This window comes from Hanstruepera marina, from assembly GCF_019880635.1.
In the GTDB taxonomy this organism is placed as follows: Bacteria; Bacteroidota; Bacteroidia; order Flavobacteriales; family Flavobacteriaceae; genus Hanstruepera; species Hanstruepera marina.
In genome coordinates, this window is the sequence record NZ_JAINVX010000004.1 from 101,571 (window position 1) to 126,173 (window position 24,603).

Genomic DNA, 24,603 nt, shown 5'->3' on the forward strand with positions numbered 1-24,603 from the left:
AGTTTTAATTTAAAACGGATTTGTTATTTGAAATAATCCCATAAGCTTTTCCTTTTAAGTTGAAGCCTTTAAAAATGGAGTTTTTAGATGTTGATACAATATTTTCATTTGAAAAAGTATAGCTGCAATCAGGATCAAAAAGTGTTAAATGGGCTTTGTTGCCTATAGAAATACTTGGCGTTTCTATACCAAACCGTTCACTTCCTTTAGTTAATAGTTCTACTGTTTTTTTAGTAGAAAAAATAGTATGCAAAGCGCCAAAGGCAGATTCTAGACCTATTGTGCCGTTTTTGGCATAATCGAATTCAATTTTTTTATGCTCAATATCAATAGGGTTGTGGTCGCTTGTGACCATATCAATGGTGCCATCTTTTAAACCTGCAATTAAGGCATCAATATCCTCTTGTGTTCGTAAAGGCGGGTTTACTTTAAATTGGGTATCAAATGTGCGTAATTCATTATCCGTAAAAATTAAATTATGAATAGCTACACTACAAGTGACATCCAGTTTTTTCGTTTTAGCTTCTCGAATTAAATCTACAGACCTTGCAGTAGAAATCGTTTGAACATGTAATTTTCCGCCAGTATACTCCAACAAAAATAAATCCCTCGCTATTTGTAGTTCTTCAGCTAAAGCAGGATTTCCTTTTAATCCTAGAGAAGTACTCATAACATTTTCGTTCATCACACCAGTACCGGCAATTTTAGGTTCTTGAGGAAACGAACATACTAAGCCATCAAAATTGGCAGCGTACTGCAACGCAATTTTCATGAGGTTTGGATTCTCAATTGGCTTTTTATAATCATAAAAACCAATAGCTCCTGCTACATGCATATCATACAACTCGGCTAAATGCTCGCCTTTGGATTGCTCTGTTACTGCGCCATAAGGAAAAACTGATACAGCATGTTTTTGAGATTTAGATTGTATAAACAATATATCTGCCTGCGAATCGATTACGGGATTGGTATTGGTATTAATACAAACACTTGTAAAACCAGAACAAGCAGCTGTTCTTAAACCGTTTTTAAGTGTTTCACGTTCTTCGTAACCAGGCTCACCAAAACTAACGCTACTGTCAAACCAACCTTGGGAAACATGAAGGTTTTTGTTTGAAATTTCTTTGTAGTTGTTGGTGTTGTTTATGCGTTTTGAAATCTTGGTGATAACGCCTTTTTCAATTAAAATATCTGCGGTTTGATTATGGAAATCACTTTTGGAATCAATTATTGTGGCAGATTTTATAAGTACGTTCATTTAAAATATTTTAAGATGAGCATTTCAATAATTAAAAAAGCTAGTGCAAAAATAATAAACCATTTCCATAGCTCATTAATTTTCGACTCACTTTTTATGGTTGTAAATACTTTGGCAACCGAATTGCTTATTGAAGCCTGATTAAAGTTTGAAATATCTTGATACGTTAAATTACTTTCTTCACGGTTATAATTATAGCTAACGTTTTCAATAACGGTATCTTTATCAATTACACTGTAAACACCTGCTTCATCAGGCACTTCATGGGTGAAAACAGATACTTTATTGTTAAAATATTGCTGCTGTGGTATAAGGTTTAAATCGCCTTTTTTCAAACTCAATACAGCATCTTGTTGCAAGGTGGTAGCTATGTCAAAGCTGTTGGGATTTCCAATTGTGTAGTACAGTTTAGGCATTTGTAAGCTTTGTTGGGCTATATTATAAAATGTTGGAACTATAAGAGGCGATTGCTTGAAGTTTGAATTTTCTGAATTTAAAGCAGCAGAAAACACAAATACACGCTGCGCTTGTAATAAAAAAGCTCTGTTATCCTCAAATGAAAGGGCTTGGTTACTTGTATTGGTGTTAACTATATGATAACTGTTAACTTTTGGATATTGAAAATTAGATACTTGCTTATCAAAAACATTGTCAAAAATAGGATGCGAAAAGTTAATTTTGGTAACATGCTTTTCTGAATTTAATAAAGGCATGAAATTAATGCCATAATGATTTAGAAATGAAGCATAGGATTCTACTTCAGCATCTAGTGAGGGTATAACAATAACAAGTCCGCCTTTTTCCTCAAATACTTTTAAGGAATTTGATAAGGAATTGGGAATATTACTCAACTCATTTAAAACTATGAGATTTTGCTTATCAATATCACTATAGTTTAATTGTGCTAAAGTGGTTTCGGTATGTTCAAATTCATTATCGTTATAAATTTTACTTAAAAATGAAGCATCTTCTTGCGATATTACTAGTGTATTGATTTTTGAGGGCTTATTAATATTAAAGTAAAACGTGTTGTCAAATTGTAGGCCATTATCGTCAATACTAATCAACCCATTGGATAGTAAAGGATTAGTTATGGTAAATTCTGCCGTTGCAGCACCATCAACGAGTTCTACAGCAGTTTTAGCCAATAAGTTTTCACCATCATATAAGGAAACAGGTAAAGTATTGCTGTTGGGTGTATTACTGTTTATAACGGCTTTTAAAACGGTGTTATTATTGGTGTAATTTGCAATAAATACACTGTCAATACTTGCGTTGGAAGAGTTGACAGGTTTTAAATGAGCTAGCTTTATGTTGAATAAACTATCCACATTAATTGGAAAATCATTATCCTTTAATTGAAAATCTGAAATAAAAACGAAATTTTTTAATCTACTGCCGTCTTTACTAAATAGTTTATTGCCTTTCAGTAATGCAGCCTCATATGGTAATTGATTTGATGAATAGGACAATTGTAACAATTCATTCTGTATGGCTTTCAGATTTGTGTTTTTAAATGTTTTATCGTTAGTAATTAGCGTAAACTCTTCAGTTTCGTCCAGATTTTCTATTATTTCCTGAATGGCTCGATTTAATAAAGTCCCTTTTTCTCCTTTAGCTTGCATGCTAAAAGAATTGTCTAAATAAATTATATTTTCAGGTTTGGTGTTCTGTACATTTTTTTGCGAAAAATACGGTTGGGCAAATGCTATAACAATACAGGCTAATAACAATAATCTGGTAAGGAGCGTTAACCATTTTTTTATTTGTGAGCTTTTTCGGGTTTGTAGTGTAACTTTTTTTAGGAAAGCTACATTGGTAAACGCTTGTTTTCTAAAGCGCCTTAACTGGAATAAATGAATTATAATAGGAATGACTAGGATGAAAATGGCGTAAAGAATTTCGGGATGTTTAAATTGCATTCCTAGTTTGTTTAATACAAAAATAGTGTTTACTCTGAAATAGAAAATCTTTTAACAACAAATTAAAAACTAACAAAAGAAAAAATAATCCTGCATGGATTGCATACCCTGAATACTAAAATATGCCTTTATTTCTTTTTGTGCTTTAGAATTGGCAACAGTTACAATACTTTGTGGTTTACTCAATTCGTTTAAAAACTCAAAGGATTTAAGTGTTTGACCATATATGTCTTTGCCTATTTTTTTGGGATTGTCACAAATCCAATAAAACGGAATATTACTGTCAACCAATTTTTTTGCAATGGTTTTTCCTTTGTAACCTGCTCCCCAAACTGTAAGCGGTCTACCGTTATCAAAATCTAAATTTAAAAAATAATGCAGTTTAATATCCAAAAAGTAATTTTGGGCATAATGCTCATGTGTTCTGGATGTTCTTGAACTATAATCGCGCCAATAGTGCAATAACTCATTACAAGGGATACATGTTAAATGATGTTGGTAAAACCTAAAGGTCAAATCGTAATCTTCAGGGTAACGATCAGGATTAAAAGCATCACAAGCAATTAAGTCTGTTCTATGAACCATCCAACACGGTGAAGGAATGACACATTCTTTATATATTTCGGAATAATTTACACCTTGGCGTGTTAATGTATTGAGCCATTTTTCATACTTATAGTAGCCATTACTTATGCCTTGTTTGCTAAAATATTTCACTAACCCAACTGCAACATGCTTTTCACCATGGCTCATTAGATTATTTATAAGTATTTCCAATTTATTAGGAGCCATAATATCATCGCTATCCATACGTGTAATATACGTACCATCACTCTTGCTAAAAGCGAATCGTAGGGCGTCAATTATACCATGTCCAGGATTACGATAGAGTTTTATTCTGTGATCAGATTTTGAGTACGCACTAACAATGCTAAAACTATTGTCGGTTGAAGCATCATCAATAATGAGTAACTCCCAATTTTTATACGATTGATTCTGAATAGATTCAATACATTCTGATAAGAAACCTGCAGTGTTTTTAAACGGGGTTAGTATGCTAATAAGTTCGCTTTGCACAGAGCGAATATAGCAAATACTCATTTTAACAAAAAGTTAAGGTTTAAAATTGTAACACATTGTACATTTGGGCGTCAACTTAAAAGACATAAATTAATTAACATGAAAAAAATATTTACCATTTTTAGTTTGAGCCTGCTATTGGTAGCCTGCGGTTCCTCTAACAAATCGGCTACTTCTAACGATTTAGCTACAAGTACTGCCATTGAAACATCAATAGATTTAACCAAAGTTACCGACGATAAAGCACCAGTAACAATTAATCCAGGACGTTTTACTGTTGAAACCGTTACCTATAGATTGCCTAAAGTAGTGCAAGGAACGTATTCTGTAAGTGATTTTGGAAAATATGTAGATGATTTTAAGGCGTTTGATTACAGCGGAAACGAATTATCGGTAACAAAAGAAGACACCAACACGTGGACTATAAGTAACGCTAAAGAATTGGACTACATTACGTATTATGTAAATGACACCTTTGATATTGAGTCTACAGGTGGTATAGGTGGTGAGCAACCTTTTTCTCCTGCAGGAACTAATATTGAACCAGATAATTATGTATTGAACTTACATGGTTTTATTGGTTATTTTGATTCATTAAAGAATAGTCAATATAAATTAGATGTGACTGCCGATGTGACTTTTAAGCGTACATCAGCTTTAGAAACAGTAAAATCTACTACAAGTGCTGATGGTAAATCTATGACCACAAGTTATTTTGCGCCACGCTATTTTGACATTACAGATAACCCAATGATGTATGGGAATTTAGATGTTGAAGAATTTCAGGTTGGTGATATCAAAATTGTATTGAGTGTGTATTCACCTAATGGAACACATTCCGCTACATCTATGCGAAATGCCATGGAAACCATGATGCAAGCTCAAAAAACCTATTTGGGCGACATTAACAGTACACCTCGTTATGATATATATGTGTATTTATCTGAAGGAACTGCTAAATCACCAAAAGGGTTCGGTGCTTTAGAGCACCATACGTCAACGGTTGTGGTAATGCCTGAAGCTATACCTGCAGCTGCATTGGACAAAAGTATGGTCGATGTAGTGTCTCATGAGTTTTTCCATATCGTAACGCCTTTAAGTGTACACTCTGAAGATGTTCATTATTTCGATTATAATGCACCAACATTCTCAAAACATTTATGGATGTACGAAGGTGTAACCGAATATTTTGCAACTTTATTTCAAGTAGATCAAGGCTTGGTTACTGAAGACGAGTTTTATAATACCATCATGGGTAAAATAGGAACTGCAAATGGTATGAACGATTCCATGAGTTTTACTGAAATGAGCGAAAACGTGTTGGATGAGCCTTACGCCAGTCAATATTACAATGTGTACCAAAAAGGTGCATTAATTGGTATGTGTATCGATATTTTAATTCGTGAAGGGAGTAATGGTAATCGTGGTGTTTTATCATTAATGAAAGAATTGTCAATGAAATATGGTAAAAACAAACCATTTGAAGATGACAAAATCATTGATGAAATAGTGGCCATGACCTATCCGTCTTTAAGAGGATTTTTTGATACACATGTTATTGGTGATACACCAATTGACTACAATGAATTTTTTAATAAAGTAGGTCTTGAAATTACTGAAGGTAGAGTTACAACAAACTATATTCAAGCTGGAGGAGGTTTAATTGTAGCTCCAGATCAAGGTAGAGGTGTTATTTATTTTAATAATGCTGTAACCGATAATAGTTTTTGGAACGAGCAAGGTGTAAAACCTAACGATGTTATCAAATCTATTGATGGCACAAAAGTAACCATGCAAACAGCTAATGAGATATTTCAAAAAGTTTTCATGTGGAAACCAGGAACAGATGTTGAAGTGGTTTTAGATAGAGATGGTGAAGAAATTGTAATTAAAACAACACTTACACAATCTTATACTACAGGAAAAGGGTTGATGCCAAAAGCTGATGCTTCTCCAGAGCAAAAAGCGTTGCGTGAAGCTTGGTTAAAAGGATAAACAAATAAAACTAGATTAATAAAAAAAGCCTGACTAATCTGTCAGGCTTTTTTATTTTAATACTTTGCAGATTTTCCGTTGGGTAAAGAATTTTTAATAAATGTTCTTAAGTCCTCATTGGCTTGAATTAAATCTTCCTTGCGCAAGTACATCATATGTCCACTTCTATAGCCTTTAAAGGACAGACGATCTTTCATTTTACCACTTGGGTCTATTTGCGATAAAGAGTATTTAGCTGCAAAATAAGTTGTCGCACCATCATAATATCCAGATTGGGTCATTACATGTAAATAAGGGTTTTCAGCCATGGCTTGACGTAAATCCTCTCGTACTGTATTGTTTTGCCTGTTCCATGGGTGAACATCTCCAAACATATTGTACTTAATATCGGTTTTAAAATTAAGATGCTCACGTATATAATAGTTTATGGCGGGTGTAAACGAATGTAGCCAAGAACTTAATTCAGCATTATAATCCGGACTCGATCCAGCTTCAATCTTGTCAATTCCTAGGTAGCGTGAGTCCAATCTACCAATAGTTTGACCCGTTTTGTCGCGTAATAGTTCTTTCCAAAAATATGGTGTAGGGACATTTAAGTTATGTTGTAGTATAACTTTTTTTGATATGCCTGAATACATAGCCATCTGCTCGGCCACTTGTTCTCGTTCGTTTTGAGTAATTGAGCTTCCTTTTGCAAGAGCTGGCATTAACGTATTGATGGCAAAGTTTTCAGCACTTGGTAAAACATCATTTAAATCTTGGCTCAGTAAGTTGGCATCCAACATATTGTGATACCAAGCTGCTGCAGTAAAATAAGGCAGGTTTAAGGCAGAATAAATAGGTTGTCCAGTACTGTAAATATTATAATCAGCTGGTGAAACCATAATAACACCATTTAAGTACATCCATTGGTTGTCTTGTAACGCTTTTGCAAGCCCCATAACACGCGTGCCTCCATAACTCTCACCAATAATATATTTTGGTGATTTCCAACGGTCGTGTCTACTAACAAAGGTGTTCATCCAATCAGCCAAATAACGGATGTCTTCGTTAATTCCAAAAAACTGTTTTCTATCTGGATATTCGCCATCTTTATTTTTTACCATTCTAGAATATCCTGTATTTACGGGATTAATAAAAACTATATCGGCTACATCAATAATGGAATGGTTATTCTGTTTAACACCATAAGGCTGCACTGGATAGCCTTCATCATCAATATTCAATATCTGTGGTCCTGTATAGGCAATATGCATCCAAACCGAAGCAGAACCAGGTCCACCATTAAATGAAAAAATAATGGGTCTGTTTTTTCTGTCTTTTATATTATCACGGGTGTAATAGGTATAAAACAATGTGGCCATAGGATTGCCATCTACATCCCAAATAGGTTGTGTACCAGTTTCGGCTGTATATGAAAAACTGACACCTTTAACTGTGGTGTTATGTTTAGTAATGACTGTGGTGTCTAACGGGATTTGTATGTTTTGAGCTAAATTTAGTCCGGAATAAAAAAGCAAAAATAATAGTGTAAGGTGTTTCATTATATTATGAATTGATTTATTATAAATATAATGAAGAATAATGGAATACAACTATTAAAATTACTTAACAGGTTGTTCTTGTTGAGTTATTACTTCCTCAAATTTTTTAATTGATTTGAAAAATACTTTTTTTTCATGTCCTGGCAATAGTTCAAGCTGAAATGTAACATAATCATTAATAAGATTATAAGTACAATAGGTAGGTTTTAAGTTGGATTCAAGCTCAATAAAATTAAGAATGGTAATTATTGAGTTGTAAACATCGTTTTTGTTCTGAATGGTTAGACTATTAAACCCAAGTTCGTTTTTAAATACAGCTTTTAATACTTTTCTTTTAATTCTAAAAGAATGCTTCATGAATAAGTAGGTTAGATATTTTGGCAAATATACTAATTCTAGAATTTTTCAAAAACGCCTAGTCCAAAAAGCGCAAAATCATATTTTACAGGATCATTTGAATCCATAGCTCTTAAACTATTGTCTAGTTCTTGTAGGGCTTTGGCATCATTTTGTTTCCGATTTAGTAAACCTAGTTTTCTTGCCACATTCCCAGAATGAATATCTAAAGGGCAGGAGAGTTGAGATGGTTTAATATTTTTCCATATACCAAAGTCAACACCTGTGGTATTGGGTCTTACCATCCATCGCAAAAACATATTGATGCGTTTGGCTGCAGAATTTTTTAAGGGGTCTGAAATATGTTTTTGGGTTCTGGGCAGGTGCTCTATTTCAAAGAACACCTTTTTATATTCGTGAATAGCATTTTGAAGACTGGTTTTTTCAGCATACTTTTCAAAAACAGACTCTAGACCTTTATGGTTTTTATAAACATGTTTCAAACCTGATATAAAGGTTATAAGGTCAATACCATTAAAGGTACGGTGTACAAAGTTTTCTAGTTTTTTCAAGTCGGTTTCTTGATGGTTTATAACAAAGTCATAAGGAGCATTGTCCAGCAAATCCATCATCTTTCTGGAGTTATTGATAATACTCTTACGGTTTCCCCATGCAATAGTAGCTGTAAGAAAACCAGAAATCTCAATATCTTCTTTATTAGAGAATTGATGAGGAATTTGAATAGGATCAGATTCTATAAACTTGGGATTGTTGTATTGAAAGACTTTGGAGTCTAAAAAGTCTTTTAATTCAGAATTTCTCATAACTATACATAAGGCTTATGGTGTCTTTTTTTGGACCATTTTTACAGTAACTGTAGTAACGCAATAATGATAAATTACAATACCTAGAATTAATAAAATTAATGGCACAATTAATGTCAATATGATACTCATAAGATCTTGGTCAAAATAAATTTTTATTAAGCCGCCAATGAATGTTATAGATGAAGAAATAATAAGTAATGCAGCAAAAATTTTAATGCCAAGTTTTGCATACTGACTTTTAGTGAATATTAGCATTAGGATTAAAAACTGAAAAACAGCTCTTAAAATAGATGGCGTTGAATCTGAAACTAAAAAAGTATAAATATTCCATAGTACTAGTAAGGACAGTAAAAGAATTACGAAAATTTTATATAATTGACTATTAAAAACAGTTTCTTTCATATTTTAAGTTTGTAAATGGCATTCGAATTTAATTACTCAATAGTAATCAAATCTGTAGTGCTTTCCAAACTTCTGTTTCTATCCAATTCAATATTTATAGTGAAGTTTAATGTAATATCACTTTGCAACGTTTCATTAAAAACCATTGTTAAAGGAGATGTAGAATACCCTTTATTGTTATTTATAAAAACTATCATCTCTTCTAAAGGTTCCTGTTCTAAAGTATTTGGATTAATAAACAATATGAATTCATTTAAAGATTCACCAGGATCGACATTGAAAATTTCCTCGTTAGATGAGATGTTAACATTTAGAACTGTATCTCTATAAAAGTATTCGTCGTCACAGCTCGTAGCGTAAGCAGAATTTGAAAGTTGCTTAATTTCTTCCAGTTGGGAAATTTGAATATAATCAAACAAAAAATTTAGACTTAACTCTAAATCTTCTACAGCTACTGATGATGCGTCTAAATCAATACGATCATATGCATAAAAATTAACAGATTCATAATATACATTGTAAGTATTACTGCAGCATGAAAAGATGAGTACCTGCAATACGGCAAAAAAGATAAAAGCCTTGAAAGTCTTTTTTATCATAATTGGGTTTTCTAGTTAGATGCAAAAACATAAAAAGGTTGCGTAAAGAGATGATTATTTTTTTAATGCTTTAGAATAAAATCCATCGTCTAGGCTGTTAAAGTGTTTTTGAGGAACGACTTTAAAATGAGTTTTAAAATAGTTGAGTTGTTCTTTATTAAGTGCTGGTAATGGAATATTGCCAGTTCCCCAAAAGAAATCCATTTGCGTTGGTGAATTGAATTTTAAGTTACCTTCTTCTATAACCTCATAACCCGAAGGATATTTACTTAATCCAAATGGTTGAACTAAATAATCAGTCGAAAATTGACTGTTGACAATATGATATTTGTTGTTTGTAACTTGTTGATTGTTAATAGCGAATAAGATTGGTACTGCTGCTAATAAGGTGCAAAGAACTAATATCACACGAATAGTATTTTTATGAAAAACAAGGAGGGCTAATACTAATAAGCCAAACAGCATGATAAAAGGAAAAAAGAAACGGTATTGAGGTGAAGTGGTCAACAATAATAACATGCTAAATACTGTAAGACTATAAATAAGCCAATACACTTTTTTATTATAAAACCTCATTAAAACAAAAGGAGCAAGAACTAAAATAGCAACTATGGCTTTGTTAAATACACCATGCAAACCAGAAGCCAGCAACCAGTGTTTTAAACGACTTACCCAGGAGGCATGTTCAAAATTTTCTGGCAACATATTATAAGTGCTAGCTTTACCATATAATGAAAAATAGGATTGTATGTTTTCTGGAAGGTTCCAAGACGCTTGAAATATATCGAGACTCTTTATAGGGAATAACGGATTTCCGGTTATAATTATATTCTTCACAAGTATTAAAAGTATAGTTAATGTTGTTAGGCCTAAAGTTTGAAGTCTTATACCTCTGGTGAATACATAATACCGTTTAAAAAGTATTATAGGTAGCAAACAAAACGGTAACGCAGTAAGTTTAATGAAAATCATAAACAACACTAGAGACAAAATAATCATAAATGTAGAGCGATTATATTCATTAAAACACAAAATGAATTGGTGAAACACTATAAGCGCTAATACATAAATGGCTATATCTGGTGAAGGTGTACTAATAAATTGAAATAAAAATATATTGAAAGCAGGAAATAAACCTATAGCTAAATTAACTTTTGATCTATCTGTTTTCTCTGTGTAAAGGTTTAATTGATTAATAGCGTAAAAATTTCCTAAAAGCAAGGCTAGACCACTTATATCGTTAAATCTGTCATATAAAAAACTAAAATTAAAAGCACTTTGTAGTATATGCCAGCCAGATGTTTGTCCTAAAAATAAATGTAAATTTACTAGTCCCTTTACATAGCCATATTCATTAAGCCATTTTATGGTTTGAATGTAGTATGATTCATTATCAATTACAAAGGGAGGTGAAGCGCATTGCGCTAAAATTAGAATAGATACACAAGCAAGAAGTATTTTGTTGAAAACATTTATATTTTTTATTTTTTGTTTAAGTAATAAAGCGTAACTGATTGTTAATGATTTATTTACGAAAAACGAAATAATGGTTAAAAATATTACTATAATTTGAAAATATACATTAATAGGAAACCAAATTGCATAAAAAGCTGCCAGAAGGGTAATGCTAAAAAAACCCAAGAAAATTGTTACGCTAGGGTGTTGTTTGTTAATCTTGAATAGGCGATTAAAACTTATGCCAATTACACTTGAAATGGTTAGAATATATATCCATGATAGTAGAATAAATAGCATGTACTAAATGTACTATTTAATTTATAATCTTACCATCAACCATGGTTAATTTTCTGTCAGCCATATTGGCCAATTCTTCATTGTGGGTAACAATAACAAATGTTTGCCCGAATTCATCACGTAGTTGAAAGAATAGTTTGTGAAGGTTTTCAGCAGATTCTGCATCTAGATTACCAGATGGCTCATCGGCAAAAATAATTTTCGGATTATTTATTAGAGCTCTCGCTACAGCAACACGTTGTTGTTCGCCTCCAGATAATTCATTTGGTTTATGGTCGTAACGATGCGATAATCCAAGAAAGTCTAATAATTCTTTAGCACGTTTTTCAGCATCCTGTTTGTTAGTCTTTTTTATAAAAGCAGGTATGCAAACGTTTTCAAGTGCAGTAAATTCTGGTAATAGCTGATGAAACTGAAAGATAAAACCTATTTGCTCATTACGGAACTTCGCTAGTGCTTTTTCGTTAAGCACATTAATGTTGGTATTGTTTAATTGGAATTCTGTATCTGAAGTAATTTCAGGCTTGTCCAGTGTGCCTAATATTTGAAGTAAAGTTGTTTTACCTGCACCAGAGGCGCCAACAATTGAAACTATTTCACCATGTTTAATATCTAAATCTACACCTTTTAAAACATGTAAATTGCCGTAGTACTTATGAATATCTTTAGCTGTTATCATCTTGAGTTATTGCTGTAGCAAGGTAATACAATAAAAGCTGCTGTACAATTAGGCATCTGTTTTCTTACGGAAGATTTTTTTAACATTGTTATAGTCAATAAAGTATTGAATTTTCAATGAAAATGTATTGGAAATAGGCTGTTCAAATAATCTGTCTAAACTATCAATATAACTCGCCTGCGACTCACTGTTACTATTGAATAATTGATTTCTATATAAAGCCGTAATAAAACTACCGGGAGCAAATTGCCATGAATAACTTAAGTCTAAATTCCAAGTACTAAAGTTAATATTGGGATTAGATAACCCAGCATCTTCAAAACTGGTTTGTGTTTCTTGTAAATGGCCATTTTCTTGAAGCAGATAAATGTTATCATCATAATCAACTGTACTCCAATAATTCCTAAAGGTTAACCCTACAGTATGAAACGGGTTAAAGCTGTAACTGCCAGATAAACTATTTACCATGGTATAGCGATCTCGCTGACCAAAAACTATCTCGTCACCCAACATATTGGCGTAACCCCTGTCTTTTTTGTTATCATCTACGCTAAACGAATACACAATTAACATTTTATCATTAAATCGCACTCTTGGACTTATACTATACCATAGATTTGTAGTTTCTCTGTTGTCTTCAAAAAATACAGCTCCACCAATATTAGCATCTAAAGCAAATTTTTTATTGTAATTTGAAGAAATCCAAAAGTTTCCATTTAGCCTGTTTTCATAAATAAAATAACGACCTTCTACTCGTGGTTCAAAATAGTCGTACTGTTTTCCTGGTTGAAAATTTAAGTTACCACCAAAACTATGTAGTGATTTTAAGTTTCCCCAGGCACTAACACCAAAGTTGCTACCAGTGTAAGTATTAGGAGTAGCTAATCGTCTATGCTCGTACCAAGCTTGAATGTTATAATTATTAAACTTACCTTTAGGCTCAAACGTTCTGTAGGTAATATTAGCACCATAATTGCTGAAATTGTTTCTAAACTGCAACCCTAAATCATTAATGTCGTAAATATCATCAGCATATTCATGACCAACCCAAAACTGCAAATTACCATAAACCTTACTAAACTCTACCTCATAACTGTATCCTGTTTCAGTGCCGGTTTCTTTATTGACATTACTCATTTTAGCTTCGATACCAAGATTGTAAGTATTCTTTTTTGTTGTTAAATCGGCTAGAATTCCAGTAACATTAGCATCTCTAAAATGACCGTTCCGTGTTACGTTGGTGTTAATTATTCCTACAGATGAATTTTGATTGAACTGTTGGTCTACCACAAGAATATTATAGTTTGTAAAGGGTTCTACTACAGCACTTCGTACAGTGCCAGTATTAACATTTCTAATATTTGCGCTTGTTTTCTCTGTTATTGCATTAAAAATACCTGCACCAAATCCGTTTTTTGTTCTACCCGATACCTTTATGGCATTTAGTACTTTAACAGATTTAGGGTATTCCACAAACTCTTCTTCGCTTGTAATATCTCCATCTCCTGTTGGCCCACTACCAACACGTCTGGAAAAAAACAAACCGCCTTTTGTGAACAAATCAACTCCCTCTGTAAAAAATTGCCGTTGTTCAGAGAACGTTTGCTCAAAAGGGCCTAAATTCAATACGACATTATCAAAGCCAGCTTGACTAAAATCTGGTATTAAGGTAGCATCTAATGTGAAATTTTCTGTTATGCCATACTTTACATCCATACCTGCATTGAACTCGGTTTCGGTTTCACCATCATAAGAATTTACAATTCCTGAAACAAATGGGTAAAATGTTAGACGAGTAGGAGGGTCTATATTCTCAATACCTTTTATTTCACCATTGTATATACCAATATTACCTTTGGACACATCAACAGGACTCCAAGTATATTGCGAACGATCACGTCTAAAATGCCTATGGATTTGCATGCCCCAAGTTTGTACTTCCTGATTGGAAAAACGGAGTGTTCTATAGGGTAATTTCATTTCTACTATCCAGCCATCATCCACTATTTTCACTGCACTGTCCCAAACGGCATTCCAACCAAAATCCTCACCAATACTTGGGGATTCTAACGCATCAGCTTGAGTACCCGAACTAAAAACAAAAAACTCGGTGTTGTTTTGGCCATCATTGTTTGGGTTTAAGATAAAACCAAAAAAATCAGATTGACCAAAATTGTCACGACTAGTAAACTGTCGCATTATTTTTGAAGGATCATCATATAAATAGGCGCCAACATAAATGGCGTCATCATCATAAGTTATTTTTACTACCGTGCGTGTTTCTGGAGTTTCTTTTATGCCCATTTCTGGTCTAAACTGAACAAAATCTGTAGCGGCTTCTTGAGTGTTATTCCAAACGGCATCGTCTAAAATACCATCTATTTTTGGTGGCGTAGAAGTCTTGGAGATATTTAAGACTTTCTTTTCTTGAGCTATTGTTGATAACGTAGACAGCAAGAATAATACAATAAATAAGTAACGGTTCATTTAAGTTTGGTTGATCCTAATTTTTGATTGATGTTATATAAAGACAATCAAAAAAACAGATTGTTACAGTATACAAAGCAAATCTAATAGGCTTCCCGTTCTGAAATTCATAACTAAAAGTTAAATACATATGTATTATGTTAATCTTTTGGTAAGGTTATATTAAAATTTAAGACATAATTGTTTTTCACTACATTTATAATTAATTATTTTCAACTATGCCATATAGAAATTTTGAAGAATACAATATTCAAGTTACCGATGATGTGAAAGCGCGTTATAAAAAAATTATTGAAGATTTAGGTGAAGACACAAATAGGGATGGTCTGCAAAAAACCCCTGAACGGGCTTCAAAGGCTATGCAATTTTTGACTCAAGGGTATAATCAAGATGCTGCAGCAATTCTTAAAAGTGCTATGTTTAAAGAATCGTATAACGAAATGGTAATTGTAAAGGATATTGAATTGTATTCATTGTGTGAGCATCATATTTTGCCTTTTTTTGGCAAAGCACATATTGCTTACATTCCAAATGGGCATATTGTTGGTTTAAGTAAAATTCCACGAATTGTTGATGTTTTTGCAAGACGCTTACAAGTTCAAGAGCGATTAACCGAACAAATATTGGATTGCATAAACGACACTCTTAAACCACAGGGCGTTGCTGTAGTAATTGAAGCATCGCATATGTGCATGATGATGCGTGGTGTTCAAAAACAGAATTCGGTAACCACTACATCTGGTTTTCGTGGTCAGTTTGAAAAAATTGAGACCCGAAATGAGTTTTTAAAATTAATTAGTGAGAAATTGTCATAATCAATATTTTGGAACGTTATTTGTTTGTTAATGAATAGTTTATAATAGTTTTATATGTCATTACAAAATAGTTCAAAATCAAAAAAGCTCATTTTTGGGATTGTATTTGATTTGTTAGGTTATGTTTCCATTATTTTTCCACCTTTTGATATTGTTTGGGCACCGTTATCGGCCTATCTTATGATAAAGATGTATGAGGGTACACCTGGTAAAGTGGCTGGTGTGATTTCTTTTGTAGAAGAGGCTTTACCGTTCGTTGATTTTATCCCATCGTTTTCACTTATGTGGTTATACACATTTGTTTTCACACGAAAAGAAACCGATTCTGAAGATTTAGTTGAAAAAAAAGACGACCCGCAATAGGTCGTCCTTTTTTTATTGACTTACTTTTATTTAATTACTCTACTGTAACAGGTGTAAACGTTTCTTCTATATCTGTTTCACCACCTGCGTTGGTAATATCACCATCACTAACACCTGCTGCATCTTTGTTAGGCTCATGTCTCAAGGTTACAGTTATGTCACCATCAACTGCAGATCCAGTGTCTATGGTTTGAAATGTAATATCTAAACCAATTGGGTTTCCATCTGCATCCATATCATTATAAGTTACAGTACCCAAGCTATTTGTTACCGTAAAAAATACTTGGTGTTCTAAACCTTCTGCCTGTACTTCTTCAGTAATGTCTTCAGCAGGATCTTCCAATTCATTTAAAAACTCAACTGAACCTGTGTATGTAGTATTACTTGCAAAAGGTCCAGAAATGGTCACTACTGGTGGATTTGGTCCATCACCATCTAAATCTTGTGTTTTTAAAACAACGTCTGTTCCACCGCCTTGAGGCATAAAAGTTATGGTCATAGTTGTAATAACTTCTTCTTCATTTACAGGAGGTGGTGGTGTATTGTCATCATCGTTTGAACACGATACAATAAGATTTGTGATTAATAATAATGTCAATAATTTTAAAAATGATTTCATAATTTCTTTTTGTTTTTTATTTAATAATTAAGTTGTAATTGTATAGTTATATTCCTTCCGGTATCATCAGCAAAATACCTTAACCTGTTTAAATACTCTCTATACGATGTATTAAAAATATTATCCACTCGTGCTAAAACATTAAGTTTACTTTTCTTAAATACATCAAACGTCATGTCTGCCTGAAAATTAAATAGGTTGTAAGCAGGAGGAGGTGTGCTTATATCGACTAATTCATACGAGTCTGTAGTGGGAATATAGGTTTCGAAATTATAATCGGGATACCTATTTTGCTCCGCAACAAAAACATAATTTAAGCTTGCATTAAATGTGTTCCACTCCTTCTTACTGTAAAACACTGCGGTGTCTAACCTAAATGAAGGCATATCTATTAGTGGTAAATCTTCATCAAGATTTTGCCCATGGATGTAAGATGTTTTAACGTTAAATGAAATAGCTTTATTGAGATAATAATCTATGTTAGCATCCAATCCAATGAGATTGGCATCTGTTTTAGTGTATTCCCATACAGGGAAGGCACCTCTGTTGGTTTCTTCTGTTCCAATAGGTTTTAAAAAAATAAAATCATTAACCCTATTGAAGTAAGAATCTAAAGTTATGTTGAATTTGTTGCTGTTAAAAAGATAGCTCAAACCAAATCTGTTAGAAGTCTCCTTACCTAATCTTAAATCACCAAGTTCTATTCTTGCAGCAGAGTGGTGTAAGCCATCACTGAATAATTCAGATGGGTTTGGAGGTCTTGAAGACAGGCTATAATTAAATTTAATTTCATGGTTTTCGTTAATATCAAAAAGTAAACCTGTTGAAATGGCAAAATTATTAAATGTAAAAACAGGATTGGTTAAATATTGAATCCCAACCTCATCTATAATAATATCTGAAAAGTCGTCATCATAACCACGTTCTTCCCATCTGCTTTTATAGTAGTATTTATACGCATCTATATGGTTTAAATCGTAACGCACTCCAAAATCACCAATTAAACGTTCAGAAATATTTGCCTTTAAAATAAAATAGGCTCCTAAATCGTATTTGGTATAATCTGGAATAAGACGTTTAACACCAGTATCTGGATTGGCAAAATTATCTTGAAAACGACCAGACACCCCGAAGTTTATTAAGTATCTGCCTAGTTTGTCAACTTTTGCATCACCTTTGATACTGTGTGTTTGCAGTCTTAAATCAACAGCAGCTTTATCTCTGTCATTACCAACACGTTTATCAAATTCATACCTATGGTTGTTTTGGTAATCATATTGGAAAGTTACCTTACCAAATGATTTAAAACGCATATAGCCTTTAGCTTTAGCTAGTAAATGACTAACGTCTTGTTTTGGCGCATTTATAGTATAACTGAATGGCTCATTAATTAAAGGTTCATCACTATTTATGGCATTTACCAAGTCGGCTGTATTCCCAATATGAGAACTGCTTAATATACCTAGTTCACTATCTATATAACTTAAATAGACTTCAAAGCCTTTTTCAAAACTTTTATAGCCACTTTGGAAACTACCCGATAAATTTTTGGCGCCTGTATTATTCAAATAATAATCAGGAGCCTTTAAATCACCATTCTGTTTATATCCTAAATTTCCGTTTAAATACCAACCCGAATCAAAGTTTTTGGCCAACGAACTATTAACATTAAAACCTCTACCGTTACTTTGATATCCCATAATTGTTTTGCCAAAAAGGGTGTCAATAATGGCTATGTTCTTGGGTTCTAATATAATAGTGCCACCTATGGCATCACTACTATAGGCCAGCGCACTAGATCCTTTGATTACTGAAATAGAATTTGCCGAATTAATATCAATATTGGGTGCATGCTCAATTCCCCATTCTTGGTTTTCAAGCCTTACTCCATTGTTTAGAATGACAATTCTACTACTATGTAATCCGTTAATCACAGGTTTAACAATTTCGTTACCTGTGTTTATTGAGCTAACACCAGATACTTGCTTAATAACATCACCAAGACTAGCCGAACTGTTATTATCAATGTAGTCCTTTCTAATAATAGTTTCTTGGCCAGTATCTGTTTCTTTAGATACTGATGCACCTTCTACATTTACAGTTTCCAACTCTTCTACATGATGTTCCAAATACACAACTTTATATGAATCATCCTGTAAGTCTATCTCAACAACCTTTGTTTCACATGAAATATGCGAAATAGAAAGTTGATAAACACCTTTACATAGATCGTTGATATTAAAATTACCTTCTAAATCAGATGTTGTATACGAATCTGTTGTCTTATTGTATATGGTAGCATTAACTATTGGTTCACCATTATGAAAATCTTGTACTTTGCCAGATAAATTCAGTTTACAGGTTTGACCAATTGCACTAAAACCTATAATAAACACAGCTATTGTAGCAATGCAGTGCTTCATGTTTTAATTTATTAGTTTTTAAATTTAATTTTAGTGTACGTTTTTTTGTGGATATATTATTCACAAAACGTCACATAACTTTATTAAACTAATATTTGAGGAGGTGCCCTTAAGGAAAAGTATAAATGCTGATGATTATATATGAAGTTATATAACCCAAAAATTTCTATAGAAGAATAAAAATCCATGAAAGGAATTTTATACTGAAAGTCTGGAATTAGTAAAGGATTACTTATATTGAATTTATAGAACTCACACTCTAAATCTAATGTATGCAGGTGAGTGGTAGAACTATCAACACATACTTCATGCTTATGGTCTTCAAAGGCATGGCCTAACTTAACAACAGAAGGTGCCAATAAGGTGAGTACAATACTTATTGTAAGGCATTTAAAAATTATATGTTGTAATAGGTTGTGCATTAATCTATAAACCGCTTAAAACCAAATCTACGTAGCATCTTTTTTTCAAACGTCCAGAAAAACTGAAATTGTCCAAATAACCATCCGAAAAACACCAATAGAATTTGGTAGAAAATTAGCCCAATAATAATGAATAATATCCAATAAACAATAGGGTTTAAGTTTTCTTTAGTTATACCAAGTAGTTTAATTATCGGTCTTCCAACAAAAAGAGAAGATGTTCCCGTAATGGCAAAGACAATAAAAATACGTATCATTTCCCATTTGTAATCTACAACCCATTTGTTTTCAAGTTTTTTAAACAGGAACAATGTTATTTTAAAAAAAACAAAATAGAGTGCCAGTGTTACTAAAACAGTAAAGGCAAGATGGTAATCTGACGTGAATTTGTATGCCAATTTAAACGAACTATAAAGGAGGCCCACTATACCAAGAAAAGGGAACAATAATTGCCAATTCTCTTGTATTTCCCAACGCTCTTTAAATTGCTTCATGGTTTAAATTTGGGTGCAAAGATAATTCAAAATAAAGGAATGATAAACTAAAATCGTGGATTATGGGTCGTTAACTTTTGATTGTATTTTTCTTCAAAAAACACAAAGTAATGATAAAGTGTATAATTTACGTCAAAGCCATAATCAACACCTTGGGCATAATTTATTTGCATGTCATATAAACGCGTACTATAGCCAGACGTTACCACACGTCTATTCCATTCAGTGACATATTGAATATTTCTGGCTTCTAAAAACGACTGCGTATAATATGATTTTGGTCTGGCACGACGTAGCATCCATGAATCAAACCCAGAGTCAATAATGATAACTTCATATTCCAGTTCATCATTGGCAATACGAATAGTGTCCTGGGTTTCTTGTTTATTAACTTGAGTGTTTGATGATACACCAGTATTTTTTGTTTTACAGCTTGCAAATAGGAGAACAATAATCAAGATGGGAAATAGCTTTTTCATTTTGCAATTTTTATTAAAAATACAAATAATAACCGGTTTTGTAAAAACTCCAATGCCCTAAAATTAAAAAGCCAAACTTGAAAAAGTCTGGCTTTAATTAAAATATTTCATCAAAAATCATTTTCCGAATAGTCCGCCTAATAAGCCTCCAAGGCCGCCTTTCTTTTTGTTTCCGCCTAGTACCATTCCTGCAACATCGTCAACAACACTGCCGTCACCATCAGCATCTAAAATGGATTCCAAAAAGCTTTGTTCTTGTTGTTGCGAATTCCCAGTTAACAAACCACCTAAAAGACTTTCTAATCCAGAAGGACTACTGACTTGTTTTTCGCGGGTTTGTTTCCCGAGCATACCCAATAGTAATGGAGCAGCTATTTTCAATATTTGAGCAACCGAGTTTGAATCTACACCTGCTTTTGCTCCAATAGCATTTTGTACGTTGGCTTGTTTGTTACCTAAAACATGACCCAAAATTTTACTACCATCATCTAAAACACTACTATCAACACCGCCTCCAAATAAGCCGTCTAGGTTATCTAGAATACTACCATCGTGTTTGCTGTTTAATGCTCCCATTAGGCCTTCAGCACCTTGAGGTGTTGAAGCATTGCGCTTCATGGCTGCCATTAAAACTGGTAAAGCCATTGTTAAAACATCGTTTGTTTTATTCTCTGATTCGTTAGTTTGTCCAGCAACACCACTGACTATGCTCTTTCCAATATCATTGTTTAATAAATCTAAAATTCCAGACATGTGTACTTAATTTGATTAATAGATGTTCAAGATACTAAATATCAATGAATTGTTTACTTGTCTTTAACTTTTAATAAGCTAATAATTTGCGATGCCAATTCTGTTCCAATTCTATCTTGAGCTTCGTTGGTTGCAGCACCTATATGAGGTGTTAGTGAAATACGACGATCCATTAAAACTTTGATGGCTGGTTTAGGTTCTTCTTCAAACGTATCCAATCCAGCAAAGGCTACTTTTCCAGACTCTAAAGCTTCAATTAGTGCTACTTCATCAATTACACCACCTCGTGCAGCATTAATGATACCAACACCATCTTTCATGATTTCAAAATGATTCTTCCCAATTACATAATCGTCTTGTGCTGGTACATGCAAGGTCACAAAATCAGAATGTTTCAAAACTTCTTTCATGGGCTCGGTTTCAATCTCGACATTAATATACTGCCCATTATAAAACTCAACCTTAATATCAGCTTTGCCAACAAACTTATCACTAGCAATAACTTTCATGCCAATACCTAAAGCTATTTTGGCGACTTCTCGACCAATACGTCCAAAACCAATAATACCTAAAGTTTTACCACGTAATTCAGTACCATTGGCATAATTTTTCTTTAATGACTTAAATTGGGTGTCACCATCCAACGGCATGTTTCTATTGGAATCGTGTAAAAAACGAGCACCACCAAACAAGTGTGCAAACACCAACTCCGCCACAGATTGCGAAGATGCTGCAGGCGTATTAATAACATGAATGCCTTTTTCTCGTGCGTAATCTACATCAATATTATCCATGCCAACACCACCACGTCCAATGATTTTTAAAGATGGGCAACTATCAATTAAATCTTTTCTAACTTTAGTAGCACTGCGTACTAAAAGCACTGCAATTTGGTTGTCGTTAATATAGTTAGCTAATTGCTCTTGGGCTACTGTTGTTGTTAGCACTTCAAATCCACCGGCTTCTAACGCCTCAATTCCGCTTTTTGAAATACCATCGTTTGCTAATACTTTCATAATTATTTCCCACGTAAGTGGAAGTTCATTTTTAATTAAACTTAATATTTAAAAGTTTTCCAAGGTTGTGGAAACACTATGCTTTACGTTCTAATTCACTCATAACATCAACCAAAACACCAACGCTATCTAAAGGCAGGGCATTGTACATTGAGGCGCGGTAACCACCAACACTGCGATGTCCATTTAGGCCATTAATGCCTTCTTCCTTTAACATGGTTTCAAAGGTTTCCTTTAAGTCCTCATTGGTTAGGTTAAAGGTAGCATTCATAATTGAGCGATCTTCTTTTGTTGAAAACCCTTTGAACAATGGGTTTAAATCAATTTCAGAATAAATTAATTGCGCTTTCTTTTCGTTTTCTTTTTCAATAGCTTCAATACCGCCTAGATTTTTAAGCCACTCTAAATTAAGCATAGAAGTATACACTGCAAAAACAGGAGGCGTATTAAACATGCTACTTTTACTGATATGTACCTTATAATCCATCATGGATGGTATTTTACGGGATACTTTGCCTAAAATATCTTCACGTACTACTACTAATGTGGTTCCTGCAGGACCCATGTTTTTTTGTGCACCTGCATAAATTAAATCAAATTTTGTGAAGTCTAACTGACGTGAAAAAATATCACTGCTCATATCACACACCATAGGTATATCACACTCTGGAAACGCTTTCATTTGTGTTCCAAAAATGGTATTGTTGGAAGTACAGTGAAAATAATCGTAATCTTCAGGAATATCGTAACCCTTTGGAATGTAATTATAGTTCGCATCTTTAGATGAGGCGACTTCGTAAATATCATCAAAAATACGGGCCTCTTTTATAGCTTTGTCGCTCCAAGTCCCTGTATTTAAGTAGCCTGCTCGCTTTTCCAAAAGGTTAAGGGCAACCATTAAAAATTGTGTACTGGCACCACCCTGCAAGAAAAGTGCTTTGTAGCCTTTGCCTTCAAGACCTAACAATTCTAAAACCAAAGCACGTGCCTTTTCCATGACATCTACAAAAGGTTTGCTTCTGTGCGATATTTCCAATAATGATAAACCGTTATCGAAATCTAAAATAGCTTCAGATGCTTTTAGCATAACTTCCTTTGGTAAAATGCATGGTCCTGCACTAAAATTGTGTCTTTTCATAGTGAGTTTTTTAATAAGCACAAAGGTGCTAAATTCTTATAAGAATGCCGTTAATAAATTGATAATTTATCAACTATATTTTTAACAAAAATGCAATGGTATCCACATTATCGGCATAGTCCCAAAGCTGTGGATTTTGAGTTTGCCCAAAACCAACAGACTGTTCTATTATGTCTTTTGATACCACGCATTGAATTTTGTCGGTTTCAGCTTGTAATCTATCCTGTAACTGTTCTAAACTATCGTAGTATTCGTAAAAAACGGTAGCAATCGGCGAGGCGTAGCTTTTATCTTCCTTAATCATTAAAAAGCCATTTTCAAGCATATCAAATTCGCTCATTAAATACACGGCTTTGTTATAGTCGTAATTGTTGGCATATTTAGTTTGCTCGATTATAGGATGCCATTTATACATGCCTTGAAAAAAGCCATCAAAATTATAGTATTTAGGCACAAATAATTTCGATACATTTCGGCAACCCAGACCATAATATCTAAAAATATCTTCAGATAGGTTTTCAAAGTCTTCAGGCGTTTCATTACCAGTCAATACCGCAACTGAATTTCTGTTCTTTCTAATTATGGAGGGTTTTCCTCTAAAATAATATTCAAAATAACGCGCTGTATTATCGCTACCAGTGGCAATAACCGCATCAAAGTCGTTTAGTTTGTCTTCGGTAAATGTAATTTTACCTTTAAAGCTTGGTTCAACATACTCCAAATATTTGCTCAAATAGGGTAGTAGATGCTTATCGTTAGACGACTGTTTAACCATAACCTCATGGCCAGAAATTAATACTGCCAAAAAATCGTGAAAACCAACCAGCGGAATATTCCCTGCCATAATTATAGCCACTTGTTTGGGCTTGTAAACATTAAAGTTATACTTTGAAACCCAGGTTGTAATATTGCTTTTAGTCAAGGCATTAGCCCAATTATTAAAAGCAAAGGTTATATTTTCTATCGTAAACCAACCGTTGTGTTCTTCAGCCAGTTTTATTTGGTGTTTAAAGCCATCAAAAAAAAGATCGTTATGTAGCACAGCATCATTTTTGGTAAAATTAGGTGTGCTAAATTGCCCAAGAAATTTTCCCAGTTCTACAAACACATTAATTCTTTTTTCTAAATCCATAGTTCATTTGGTTATGAATGGTTTTGGCTTTATTTTTGCAGCTGCAAATTTAAGCAAACTAAAAC

22 protein-coding genes are annotated in these 24,603 nt (G+C 33.3%); 3 read left to right on the forward strand and 19 right to left on the reverse strand.

What is annotated here, in order from left to right:
- Positions 1–4: 4 nt before the first annotated feature.
- From K7G76_RS11280 to K7G76_RS11290, 3 genes are all read right to left on the reverse strand, one after another.
- Positions 5–1,258: a dihydroorotase gene (locus tag K7G76_RS11280; protein WP_223034327.1), complete on the reverse strand. Its 1,254-nt coding sequence runs from the start codon at positions 1,256–1,258 to the stop codon at positions 5–7.
- Positions 1,255–3,180, reverse strand: coding sequence for a BatA domain-containing protein (locus K7G76_RS11285; RefSeq protein WP_223034328.1), 1,926 nt, complete (start codon positions 3,178–3,180; stop codon positions 1,255–1,257). Before K7G76_RS11285 ends, K7G76_RS11280 begins: the two co-directional genes overlap by 4 nt.
- Before the next feature lie 69 nt (positions 3,181–3,249).
- Positions 3,250–4,281: a glycosyltransferase family 2 protein gene (locus K7G76_RS11290; RefSeq protein ID WP_255573003.1), complete on the reverse strand. Its 1,032-nt coding sequence runs from the start codon at positions 4,279–4,281 to the stop codon at positions 3,250–3,252.
- Positions 4,282–4,359: 78 nt separating this feature from the next.
- Here K7G76_RS11290 and K7G76_RS11295 point away from each other — a divergent pair, with 78 nt between their 5' ends.
- Positions 4,360–6,255, forward strand: a complete 1,896-nt coding sequence (locus tag K7G76_RS11295) for a M61 family metallopeptidase (RefSeq protein WP_223034329.1) — start codon at positions 4,360–4,362, stop codon at positions 6,253–6,255.
- 56 nt (positions 6,256–6,311) lie between these two features.
- Here the strand turns inward: K7G76_RS11295 and K7G76_RS11300 are convergent, their stop codons facing one another.
- Genes K7G76_RS11300 through K7G76_RS11335 form a run of 8 tightly spaced genes read right to left on the reverse strand, consistent with a single transcriptional unit; the run spans position 6,312 to position 14,884 of the window.
- The gene (locus K7G76_RS11300; RefSeq protein WP_223034330.1) at positions 6,312–7,799 is read right to left on the reverse strand and encodes a S10 family peptidase; all 1,488 of its coding nucleotides are present in this window, start codon (positions 7,797–7,799) and stop codon (positions 6,312–6,314) included.
- A 60-nt stretch (positions 7,800–7,859) separates the two neighbouring features.
- Complete coding sequence (locus tag K7G76_RS11305) at positions 7,860–8,156, reverse strand: hypothetical protein (RefSeq protein ID WP_223034331.1); 297 nt, start codon at positions 8,154–8,156, stop codon at positions 7,860–7,862.
- Between the two features lie 38 nt (positions 8,157–8,194).
- A complete protein-coding gene (locus K7G76_RS11310; protein ID WP_223034332.1) occupies positions 8,195–8,959 on the reverse strand; it encodes a TIGR02757 family protein in 765 nt (254 codons plus the stop codon).
- A 15-nt stretch (positions 8,960–8,974) separates the two neighbouring features.
- Positions 8,975–9,364, reverse strand: a complete 390-nt coding sequence (locus K7G76_RS11315; protein ID WP_223034333.1) for a hypothetical protein — start codon at positions 9,362–9,364, stop codon at positions 8,975–8,977.
- Between the two features lie 32 nt (positions 9,365–9,396).
- Entirely contained in the window at positions 9,397–9,963 is a 567-nt protein-coding gene (locus K7G76_RS11320; protein ID WP_223034334.1) for a hypothetical protein, read from the reverse strand.
- 54 nt (positions 9,964–10,017) lie between these two features.
- Complete coding sequence (locus tag K7G76_RS11325) at positions 10,018–11,718, reverse strand: LIC_10190 family membrane protein (protein WP_223034335.1); 1,701 nt, start codon at positions 11,716–11,718, stop codon at positions 10,018–10,020.
- Positions 11,719–11,734: 16 nt separating this feature from the next.
- Positions 11,735–12,397 carry an ABC transporter ATP-binding protein gene (locus K7G76_RS11330; RefSeq protein WP_223034336.1) on the reverse strand — a complete coding sequence of 221 codons (663 nt, stop codon included), beginning with the start codon at positions 12,395–12,397 and terminating at the stop codon, positions 11,735–11,737.
- A 48-nt stretch (positions 12,398–12,445) separates the two neighbouring features.
- Entirely contained in the window at positions 12,446–14,884 is a 2,439-nt protein-coding gene (locus tag K7G76_RS11335) for a DUF5916 domain-containing protein (protein ID WP_223034337.1), read from the reverse strand.
- 218 nt (positions 14,885–15,102) lie between these two features.
- Between K7G76_RS11335 and folE the strand changes: the two genes are divergently transcribed.
- Both folE and K7G76_RS11345 read left to right on the forward strand, forming a co-directional pair.
- Entirely contained in the window at positions 15,103–15,699 is a 597-nt protein-coding gene (folE, locus tag K7G76_RS11340; RefSeq protein WP_223034338.1) for a GTP cyclohydrolase I FolE, read from the forward strand.
- Positions 15,700–15,753: 54 nt separating this feature from the next.
- Complete coding sequence (locus tag K7G76_RS11345) at positions 15,754–16,062, forward strand: hypothetical protein (RefSeq protein WP_223034339.1); 309 nt, start codon at positions 15,754–15,756, stop codon at positions 16,060–16,062.
- A 34-nt stretch (positions 16,063–16,096) separates the two neighbouring features.
- On the opposite strand, the gene K7G76_RS11350 is transcribed toward K7G76_RS11345, so the two are convergent.
- From K7G76_RS11350 to K7G76_RS11385, 8 genes are all read right to left on the reverse strand, one after another.
- On the reverse strand, positions 16,097–16,681 hold the full coding sequence (locus tag K7G76_RS11350; protein ID WP_223034340.1) for a type 1 periplasmic binding fold superfamily protein: 585 nt from the start codon (positions 16,679–16,681) through the stop codon (positions 16,097–16,099).
- A 20-nt stretch (positions 16,682–16,701) separates the two neighbouring features.
- Positions 16,702–19,104 (reverse strand): TonB-dependent receptor, encoded by a 2,403-nt coding sequence (locus K7G76_RS11355; RefSeq protein ID WP_223034341.1) that lies wholly within the window; start codon positions 19,102–19,104, stop codon positions 16,702–16,704.
- A gap of 421 nt (positions 19,105–19,525) precedes the next feature.
- Positions 19,526–20,020, reverse strand: coding sequence for a DUF6787 family protein (locus K7G76_RS11360; RefSeq protein WP_223034342.1), 495 nt, complete (start codon positions 20,018–20,020; stop codon positions 19,526–19,528).
- 47 nt (positions 20,021–20,067) lie between these two features.
- Entirely contained in the window at positions 20,068–20,499 is a 432-nt protein-coding gene (locus K7G76_RS11365) for a DUF6146 family protein (RefSeq protein WP_223034343.1), read from the reverse strand.
- A 117-nt stretch (positions 20,500–20,616) separates the two neighbouring features.
- The gene (locus tag K7G76_RS11370; RefSeq protein WP_223034344.1) at positions 20,617–21,252 is read right to left on the reverse strand and encodes a DUF937 domain-containing protein; all 636 of its coding nucleotides are present in this window, start codon (positions 21,250–21,252) and stop codon (positions 20,617–20,619) included.
- A 53-nt stretch (positions 21,253–21,305) separates the two neighbouring features.
- On the reverse strand, positions 21,306–22,268 hold the full coding sequence (locus K7G76_RS11375) for a D-2-hydroxyacid dehydrogenase (protein WP_223034345.1): 963 nt from the start codon (positions 22,266–22,268) through the stop codon (positions 21,306–21,308).
- 76 nt (positions 22,269–22,344) lie between these two features.
- Positions 22,345–23,406 carry a 3-phosphoserine/phosphohydroxythreonine transaminase gene (gene serC, locus K7G76_RS11380; RefSeq protein ID WP_223034346.1) on the reverse strand — a complete coding sequence of 354 codons (1,062 nt, stop codon included), beginning with the start codon at positions 23,404–23,406 and terminating at the stop codon, positions 22,345–22,347.
- Between the two features lie 73 nt (positions 23,407–23,479).
- Positions 23,480–24,538, reverse strand: a complete 1,059-nt coding sequence (locus tag K7G76_RS11385) for an acyl-CoA reductase (RefSeq protein ID WP_223034347.1) — start codon at positions 24,536–24,538, stop codon at positions 23,480–23,482.
- Positions 24,539–24,603: the final 65 nt, after the last annotated feature.

Excerpts from the sequence above, each read along its gene's own strand:
- K7G76_RS11280 (WP_223034327.1), bottom strand. The coding sequence starts at position 1,258 with ATGAACGTACTTATAAAATCTGCCACAATAATTGATTCCAAAAGTGAT.
- K7G76_RS11285 (WP_223034328.1), bottom strand. The coding sequence starts at position 3,180 with ATGCAATTTAAACATCCCGAAATTCTTTACGCCATTTTCATCCTAGTC.
- K7G76_RS11290 (WP_255573003.1), bottom strand. The coding sequence starts at position 4,281 with ATGAGTATTTGCTATATTCGCTCTGTGCAAAGCGAACTTATTAGCATA.
- K7G76_RS11295 (WP_223034329.1), top strand. The coding sequence starts at position 4,360 with ATGAAAAAAATATTTACCATTTTTAGTTTGAGCCTGCTATTGGTAGCC.
- K7G76_RS11300 (WP_223034330.1), bottom strand. The coding sequence starts at position 7,799 with ATGAAACACCTTACACTATTATTTTTGCTTTTTTATTCCGGACTAAAT.
- K7G76_RS11305 (WP_223034331.1), bottom strand. The coding sequence starts at position 8,156 with ATGAAGCATTCTTTTAGAATTAAAAGAAAAGTATTAAAAGCTGTATTT.
- K7G76_RS11310 (WP_223034332.1), bottom strand. The coding sequence starts at position 8,959 with ATGAGAAATTCTGAATTAAAAGACTTTTTAGACTCCAAAGTCTTTCAA.
- K7G76_RS11315 (WP_223034333.1), bottom strand. The coding sequence starts at position 9,364 with ATGAAAGAAACTGTTTTTAATAGTCAATTATATAAAATTTTCGTAATT.
- K7G76_RS11320 (WP_223034334.1), bottom strand. The coding sequence starts at position 9,963 with ATGATAAAAAAGACTTTCAAGGCTTTTATCTTTTTTGCCGTATTGCAG.
- K7G76_RS11325 (WP_223034335.1), bottom strand. The coding sequence starts at position 11,718 with ATGCTATTTATTCTACTATCATGGATATATATTCTAACCATTTCAAGT.
- K7G76_RS11330 (WP_223034336.1), bottom strand. The coding sequence starts at position 12,397 with ATGATAACAGCTAAAGATATTCATAAGTACTACGGCAATTTACATGTT.
- K7G76_RS11335 (WP_223034337.1), bottom strand. The coding sequence starts at position 14,884 with ATGAACCGTTACTTATTTATTGTATTATTCTTGCTGTCTACGTTATCA.
- folE (WP_223034338.1), top strand. The coding sequence starts at position 15,103 with ATGCCATATAGAAATTTTGAAGAATACAATATTCAAGTTACCGATGAT.
- K7G76_RS11345 (WP_223034339.1), top strand. The coding sequence starts at position 15,754 with ATGTCATTACAAAATAGTTCAAAATCAAAAAAGCTCATTTTTGGGATT.
- K7G76_RS11350 (WP_223034340.1), bottom strand. The coding sequence starts at position 16,681 with ATGAAATCATTTTTAAAATTATTGACATTATTATTAATCACAAATCTT.
- K7G76_RS11355 (WP_223034341.1), bottom strand. The coding sequence starts at position 19,104 with ATGAAGCACTGCATTGCTACAATAGCTGTGTTTATTATAGGTTTTAGT.
- K7G76_RS11360 (WP_223034342.1), bottom strand. The coding sequence starts at position 20,020 with ATGAAGCAATTTAAAGAGCGTTGGGAAATACAAGAGAATTGGCAATTA.
- K7G76_RS11365 (WP_223034343.1), bottom strand. The coding sequence starts at position 20,499 with ATGAAAAAGCTATTTCCCATCTTGATTATTGTTCTCCTATTTGCAAGC.
- K7G76_RS11370 (WP_223034344.1), bottom strand. The coding sequence starts at position 21,252 with ATGTCTGGAATTTTAGATTTATTAAACAATGATATTGGAAAGAGCATA.
- K7G76_RS11375 (WP_223034345.1), bottom strand. The coding sequence starts at position 22,268 with ATGAAAGTATTAGCAAACGATGGTATTTCAAAAAGCGGAATTGAGGCG.
- serC (WP_223034346.1), bottom strand. The coding sequence starts at position 23,406 with ATGAAAAGACACAATTTTAGTGCAGGACCATGCATTTTACCAAAGGAA.
- K7G76_RS11385 (WP_223034347.1), bottom strand. The coding sequence starts at position 24,538 with ATGGATTTAGAAAAAAGAATTAATGTGTTTGTAGAACTGGGAAAATTT.